At 59.4% G+C, this 6,777-nt stretch carries 5 protein-coding genes, 1 tRNA gene and 1 other RNA gene; 5 read left to right on the forward strand and 2 right to left on the reverse strand.

Annotated features, from left to right (window positions below):
- Window positions 1-142: 142 nt before the first annotated feature.
- Complete coding sequence (locus DW171_RS07145; RefSeq protein WP_118237543.1) at window positions 143-790, forward strand: DedA family protein; 648 nt, start codon at window positions 143-145, stop codon at window positions 788-790.
- 289 nt (window positions 791-1,079) lie between these two features.
- A complete protein-coding gene (locus DW171_RS07150) occupies window positions 1,080-2,132 on the forward strand; it encodes a branched-chain amino acid aminotransferase (protein WP_118237545.1) in 1,053 nt (350 codons plus the stop codon).
- A gap of 479 nt (window positions 2,133-2,611) precedes the next feature.
- Here the strand turns inward: DW171_RS07150 and DW171_RS07155 are convergent, their stop codons facing one another.
- Window positions 2,612-3,163 (reverse strand): LemA family protein, encoded by a 552-nt coding sequence (locus DW171_RS07155; RefSeq protein WP_082421874.1) that lies wholly within the window; start codon window positions 3,161-3,163, stop codon window positions 2,612-2,614.
- 211 nt (window positions 3,164-3,374) lie between these two features.
- Between DW171_RS07155 and DW171_RS07160 the strand changes: the two genes are divergently transcribed.
- Window positions 3,375-3,959 carry a TetR/AcrR family transcriptional regulator gene (locus DW171_RS07160; RefSeq protein WP_099432361.1) on the forward strand — a complete coding sequence of 195 codons (585 nt, stop codon included), beginning with the start codon at window positions 3,375-3,377 and terminating at the stop codon, window positions 3,957-3,959.
- Window positions 3,960-3,962: 3 nt separating this feature from the next.
- Here the strand turns inward: DW171_RS07160 and DW171_RS07165 are convergent.
- Window positions 3,963-4,052, reverse strand: a tRNA-Ser gene (locus tag DW171_RS07165).
- Window positions 4,053-4,103: 51 nt separating this feature from the next.
- Between DW171_RS07165 and tadA the strand changes: the two genes are divergently transcribed.
- The gene (gene tadA / locus DW171_RS07170) at window positions 4,104-5,885 is read left to right on the forward strand and encodes a tRNA adenosine(34) deaminase TadA (protein ID WP_118270825.1); all 1,782 of its coding nucleotides are present in this window, start codon (window positions 4,104-4,106) and stop codon (window positions 5,883-5,885) included.
- A gap of 453 nt (window positions 5,886-6,338) precedes the next feature.
- Window positions 6,339-6,434, forward strand: an RNA gene (ffs, locus tag DW171_RS07175) — signal recognition particle sRNA small type.
- Window positions 6,435-6,777: the final 343 nt, after the last annotated feature.

Below are 6,777 nucleotides of genomic sequence, written 5' to 3' on the forward strand. Positions count from 1 at the left end.
CGGCTTTGCGCGACAGGTGTCAATTATGCAAACTTGCTGGTAATGAAGTCACGCTTTTGTAAGGTCGTGTGCGTTGCCGCGTCACAACCGTATACTGGTCAACTTGGACGTATCCGCGCCCACAACTGAGAGGTTTTACTTCATGGGTTTCATCAATTTTATCGCCGAGCTGCTCAAAGACCCGCGCACCGCGATTGCCAGCTGGATCGCCGCCGGCCCGCTTATGGCCTACGGCTGCGTGTTCCTGATCATCTTCATCGAGACGGGCGTGGTATTCTTCCCGTTCCTTCCCGGCGATTCGCTGCTGTTCGCCTCGGGTTTCTTTGCCCATAACGGCGGCTTTAACATCGTGGCTCTGTTGGCCGTCGCATGGTCTGCTGCCATCTTGGGCGATCAGTGCAACTTTATGATTGGCCATTTCTTTGGCAAAAAGATTATCGCTTCGGGCAAGGTGAAGGCCATGACGCCCGAGCGCATCAAAAAGTCCGAGGACTTCTTGGACAAGTGGGGTCACCTGGCCATCTTCCTGGGTCGCTTCTTCCCGTTTATCCGCACCTTTGTGCCCTTTATCGCCGGCATGGGCGGCATGCACTGGCGCAACTTCGTTATCTTTAACGTGCTGGGCGGCATTACCTGGTCGACGGTCTTTACGCTGCTGGGCTACTTCTTTGGCGGCATTCCCTTTGTGCAGGAGCACTTTGAGCTGCTGATTATCGGCATCGTCGCCGTGTCGATCATTCCGACCGTGGTCGGCTTGGTTAAGGCTAAACTGGGCAAAAAGAACGCATAGCTCGAGGCAGCGCACAAACTGTGTCGTTGAGGCCCGCCACTGCTTACGGTGGCGGGCCTCTTTAGCTTCGGTTGAATGAAAATACTTTACTTAGTTAAAGAAAAGCGTTTTATCAGGCGTGTGCGGGGAGTACAATCTCGTGCATGCGAATCGACGTGCCATGGGCTTTGGTGTTGTCCGCGTGTCCCGTCCGGCTCTACGCTCCGGGCGTGCGACGTTGCGACGCGGTCGGCCTCGGTCCTTGCGTGCGAGTTCGCGAGTATGCAACTGTGTATGTAAGGAGCGACACATGACTGTCGAGAAGAAGGATATCGATTGGGGTAGCCTCGGCTTTGGCTACATGAAGACCGATTACAGCTACGAGGCCCATTGGAAGGATGGCGAGTGGGACGAGGGCGGCCTGACCACCGACCACACCCTGCATGTCTCCGAGTGCGGCGGCATCTTCCATTACTGCCAGGAGGTCTTTGAGGGCCTGAAAGCCTACACCGCCGAGGACGGCAGCATCGTCTGCTTCCGTCCCGATATGAACGCCGAGCGTATGTACAACTCTGCCCAGCGCCTCGAGATGCCCCCGTTCCCCAAGGACAAGTTTGTTGAGGCCGTCAAGCAGGTCGTTTCTGCCAACGCCGCCTGGGTTCCGCCTTTTGGCTCCGGCGCGACCCTGTACGTGCGTCCGTTTATGATCGGCTCCGGTGACGTGATTGGCGTGGCTCCCGCTCCTGAGTACACGTTCCGCATTCTCGTGACTCCGGTCGGTCCGTACTTTAAGGGCGGCCTCAAGCCCGTCAAGCTGCGCGTTTCCGAGTACGACCGCGCCGCACCGCACGGCACCGGCAACATCAAGGCTGGCCTGAACTACGCCATGTCCCTCAAGCCCACGATGGAGGCCCATCGCGAGGGCTATGCCGAGAACCTGTATCTCGACTCTGAGTCCCGCACCTATGTCGAGGAGACCGGCGGCGCGAACGTTCTGTTCGTGAAGGAGGACGGCACGCTCGTCGTTCCGCAGTCGCACACCGACTCCATCTTGCCCTCCATCACCCGTCGTTCGCTTGTTCAGGTTGCCGAGGACCTGGGCATGACCGTTGACCAGCGTCCCGTCGAGTGGGCTGAGGTCAAGTCCGGCACCTTTGTTGAGTGCGGCCTGTGCGGCACCGCTGCCGTCATTTCCCCGGTGGGCGAGATCGACAACAAGGTCTATGGTGCCGATGAGACCGTGACCTTCCCGGCTGGCTACACCGAGATTGGCCCCGTGATGAAGAAGCTCCGCGAGACCCTGACCGGCATCCAATCTGGTGCTGTCGAGGATAAGCACGACTGGGTTCACACCGTCGCGTAAGCTGCCATAGCTGTTCGGCCCGAGGGCAACCTTCCTTTCCGGCGCGTCCTCGGACATGCAAGAACCTCCGCAGCGCACTTCGTGCGGCGGAGGTTCTTTCGTCCTGCGGAGTGCGCCGGAAAGGAAGGCCGCGCTTTTGTTTTGGTTCGCGCCATGTGGGGGTGGTGGCGACGTGCATTTTTGCGAGTATTCTGCAATCGAAGGCCCCTGCATACCGACCTCGGGCAAAAAATCGGGATTTCTCGATGTTTTCTACGAATGATGGGCGGGGTTATGGGCTGACAGCGTTTGATTTGCAGGGATATTTGCGCTCTTTGGCATTTATCGCGGTGCCCGAAGCCCTTGGTTATGTTGAATACTCCTAAAAATGCACGGCGCTTAGAGGGGGAGCTTCGCGAAAAAGGAAACCGCCCCGTCGAAGTATGCATTCGACGGGGCGGTTTATGCATTTGGCCGATTAAGGATGCGCTGCCAAACTACTAGAACTTGACGGTCGGGGCCTGGCGGGCTGCTTCGGCGGCCTCGAAGCCCTGGCGCTCCTTAAACTGGAAGATGCCGGCAAAGATGACAGCCGGGAACGTCTGAATGGCGTTGTTGTAGCTGAGCACGCAGTCGTTGTAGCTCTGGCGTGCATAGCTAATCTTGTTCTCGGTATCCTCGAGCGACGCCTGCAGCTGCGTAAAGTTGGTGTTTGCCTTAAGGTCGGGATAGGCCTCGGCTACGGCGAAGAGCTGGCGTAGCGCACCGGTCAGCACGTTGTCGGCCTCCATCTTGGCCTCGGGCGTGGTGGCCTTGACGGCGGTGTTACGCGCGCTGATCACGGCGGAGAGCGTCTCTTGCTCGTGCTTGGCGTAGCCCTTGACGGTCTCGACCAGGTTGGGGATCAGGTCGTTGCGGCGCTGCAGCTGCGTATCGATGTTCTGCCAGGCGTTATCGATGCGGTTACGCTTGGTGACCATGTTGTTGTAAATGCCGGCGATGGCGCAGACAATCACAATGACAACAACGATGCCGATGATGACGGTAATCATGATGTCTCCGTTTCGAATGGCCGCGGCGGCATGCGCCAGCTGCCGTTGGTATAACGCTACTAGTATACCCGCAACGTTTTGCCGTGCCGAACTTTCCGGTAAGCGTTATGTTTTCGGCGGGGTCGGCACCGGGGTAAAACGCGCGAGGTACAGGTGTAAGATATGCGACAGATTGACGAGTACTGTCTTTGCCCTGAGGATGGCGATACGGATGGACCTTCGCATCAAGAAAACCTATCGTGCCCTGTTCGATGCTTTCACCGAGCTTCTCGAGGAGCATCGTTTTGAGGACCTGACGGTTGCCATGCTGTGCGACCGCGCCATGATTCGCCGCACGACGTTCTACAAGCACTTTCGCGACAAGAACGATTACTTTGCCTTTTATATCGATGAGCTCATGTCCGGCTTGCCGCAAAAACAGCCCGATGAGGCCGGCACAGTGTCTGCCGAGGACGTGCGCGCGCTTCGGCACGCGATTTTGGACGATGCCATGGATTTGATTCTGGCGCACGAGCAACTCATGGATAACATTTTGGCAAGCAGCATGTCGGGCATGTTGACCAACGTTATTTGCGATCGTATTGCCCGCTCCATCCGCGAGCGTGTGATGAACGTGCTTGCCGAGGATGCCCTGGCCCCCGTGTCGCTCGAGACGACGTCTGAGTTTGTCGCCGGCGGTATTATTCGACTTTTCACGATATGGTGGGAATCGGGCCACGATCTTGAGCGTCGACCCGAGATGGCCGACGTGGTCGATGCGCTGTTTGAGCGGACCATGACACCGGTGCATCACTAAAAGTGGCGGAGAGAGGGGGATTCGAACCCCCGGAACGCTCTCGCGCTCAACGGTTTTCAAGACCGCCGCATTCAACCGCTCTGCCATCTCTCCGTGAGTCGTAATGATAGCATCGTTTTGGATTTGCAACAGAGGAGGCGAACGATGACGAGCACCGGAATCGATGAGAAGTTCATGCGTGAGGCGCTGTCGGAGGCGCGTGCCGCCGCGGCGGTGGGCGAGGTGCCGATCGGTGCCGTAGTGGTGCGCGCGGGTGAGATTGTCGCGCGGGCGCATAATCGCCGCGAGCTCGACCAGGATCCTTCGGCGCATGCCGAGTTTGCGGCCCTATGCGCCGCCGCTCAGTCGCTTGGACGTTGGCGCCTTTCCGATTGTACGGTCTACGTGACGCTCGAGCCCTGCTGCATGTGCGCGGGGCTTATGGTTAATGCGCGCGTGGGGCGCTGCGTGTACGGCGCGGCCGATGCTAAGGCGGGCGCTCTGGGGTCGCTATACGACCTCAATGCCGATTCGCGCCTGAATCATCAGTTTAACGTACATGCCGGCGTGCTGGCAGACGAGTGTCGTGAGGTGTTGAGCGGCTATTTTGCTGGACTGCGCAGTGTCGACGGCGTCGGTTGCGATTGTGGTATGAACCTTGAGGCACATGCGGCCCACGCCGAGGCGCTCGCGGGTGTTGGGGATCTCGCCGACGAGACGCTCAACTATGGCCCCGTGCAGCGGCGGCCCCGCCGTGTGCTGCTGGCGATTGATTCCTTTAAAGGCAACGTTTCGAGCGCGCAGGCAGAGACGGCCGTTGCCGAAGGCGTGCGCCGCGTGTGGCCCGATGCCCAAGTAAGCGCGCTGCCGCTGGCGGATGGCGGTGAGGGAACGCTCGATGCCGTTGCCGCGTGCGGCGGTGAGATTGTGACCTGCGAGGTGGCAGGTCCCTTGGGCAAGCGCGTGGCTGCCCGGATGCTGGTGGACGGCGAGCACGAGTCGGCTGTCATTGAGATGGCCGAAGCCGCGGGCATCGGGTACTCGCCGTGCACGGAGTCGGCGGCGTTGGCCGCGACGACCTATGGCGTGGGCGAGCTGATGCTTCGTGCGGTTCGCGCGGGGGCGAGGACCCTATATATAGGGCTGGGCGGCAGCGCCACCAACGACGGCGGTGCCGGTATGCTGCAGGCGCTGGGCGCGCGTCTTGTCGATGACCGTGGCTGCGATATCGCGCCGGGGCTCACGGGCCTTGAACACGTGGCGAGTATCGATTTGGCACCGGCGCTACGGGCACTGAATGGCGCGCGTGTCGTGGTGCTTTCCGATGTCGAGAATCCGCTCGTGGGGCGTCGCGGGGCGCTTGCGGTGTTTGGCGGGCAAAAGGGCCTGCCGACAGACGATGTCGAAGCGCTGGGCGGGTACGACGACTGGATGGTCGGTTACGGTCGCCTGCTCGATACGGCGATTGCCGAGGCACGGGCTCAGAGGTTACTGCGCGCGCCCGAGGGCGCGCGGACATTTGGTTCGGTGCTCGGTGTGCCCGGCGCCGGTGCCGCTGGCGGTCTGGGCGCCGCGCTGCTAGCGCTCGGTGCAGAGCTACATTCGGGCGTGGAGACGGTGCTTGATCTAATTGGGTTTGACGAGCGCGTGCGGGATGTCGATCTGGTCATAACGGGCGAGGGCAATATGGACGATCAATCCGCTGCCGGTAAGGCGCCGGTGGGTGTGGCCCGCCGTGCCAAGCGCTATAGCAAGCCGGTGGTCGCCGTCGTGGGCGGTCGCGCTGACAACCTGGATGCGGTGTATGAGCAGGGCGTCGACCTGGTTTTGACGATCTGCCGCAAGCCCATGGGCCTTGAGCTGGCGCTCGATCCCCAAGAAGCCATAACCAACCTTATCTGCGCCGGCGAGTCTGCCTCTCGATCCTACGACCTCGCCCGCCTCTAAAACCCATCCCCTCGATAAGTTGCGGTGAAATACGGAGTGTTTTTGCCTTTAAGGTACCAATTCAGTCCGTATTCCACCGCAACTTCGTGAATGGTCATCCGAGGCTGGTCGACATGGGTTTCGAGTCGGACCGTTTGCCACGAAACACGGCTATCTACTACGTTTAACCGACCACCCTCGACTATCTCTGAATTTGCAAAAATGAAACCGCAGGTAGAGAGCTTGCCGATTTCCGAAAAAGTCGGCTATGGTCGACCCCCGCGACCAAAACGTAGTAGATGGGCCCTTTTCGTGGCGCAGCACCAGATCAGTCTTTTTGGGACGGGGCTTTCTTGGCTACTTTCGTCACCCTGATGTCCCCAGTCAAAAAGTAGTCAAAAAAGCCTCGTCCCAAATTAGCTGTCTTGCCCCATCGGGCGGGAGCAGGTAATATATATCGAGCGCCTAGCGCGTTCGATGGGTTCGGATGACGATATGTTCCGAATCTGGTCAGGTCCGGAAGGAAGCAGCCATAAGGAGCCTCTGTCGGGCATCCGAATCCATCGAGTGCGCAGGCGCTTTTTGGTGCCGCGGCTACCCGCGAGTGCCGGCAGGGCGCTTGGTGTCTCGCTGGTCCTCGGCTTCGCCTGCGGGATCGCTCAACTACCAAGCGCCCTGCCGGCACTCGCGGGTAGCCGACCAAAACCGCCTGAAGGGTCACATTTATCTGAATAATTTAATCCCGTGCCTTTTGCTGCTCGCTGGCGTTGTCTGGGCATTGATGGCTACGTAGTTTAAGAGGCGGCGGTGCTGTTGTTTGAATTTTTGCAGTTAAAGAGGTCCGTTTCCCTAGGTGGGGAAACGGACCTCTTTTTGTCTCTGGGCTTGTGGATTGGCGAAGACAATAACCGCT

The sequence above is a fragment of the Collinsella sp. AM15-2 genome (assembly GCF_003471985.1).
Lineage (GTDB): Bacteria > Actinomycetota > Coriobacteriia > Coriobacteriales > Coriobacteriaceae > Collinsella.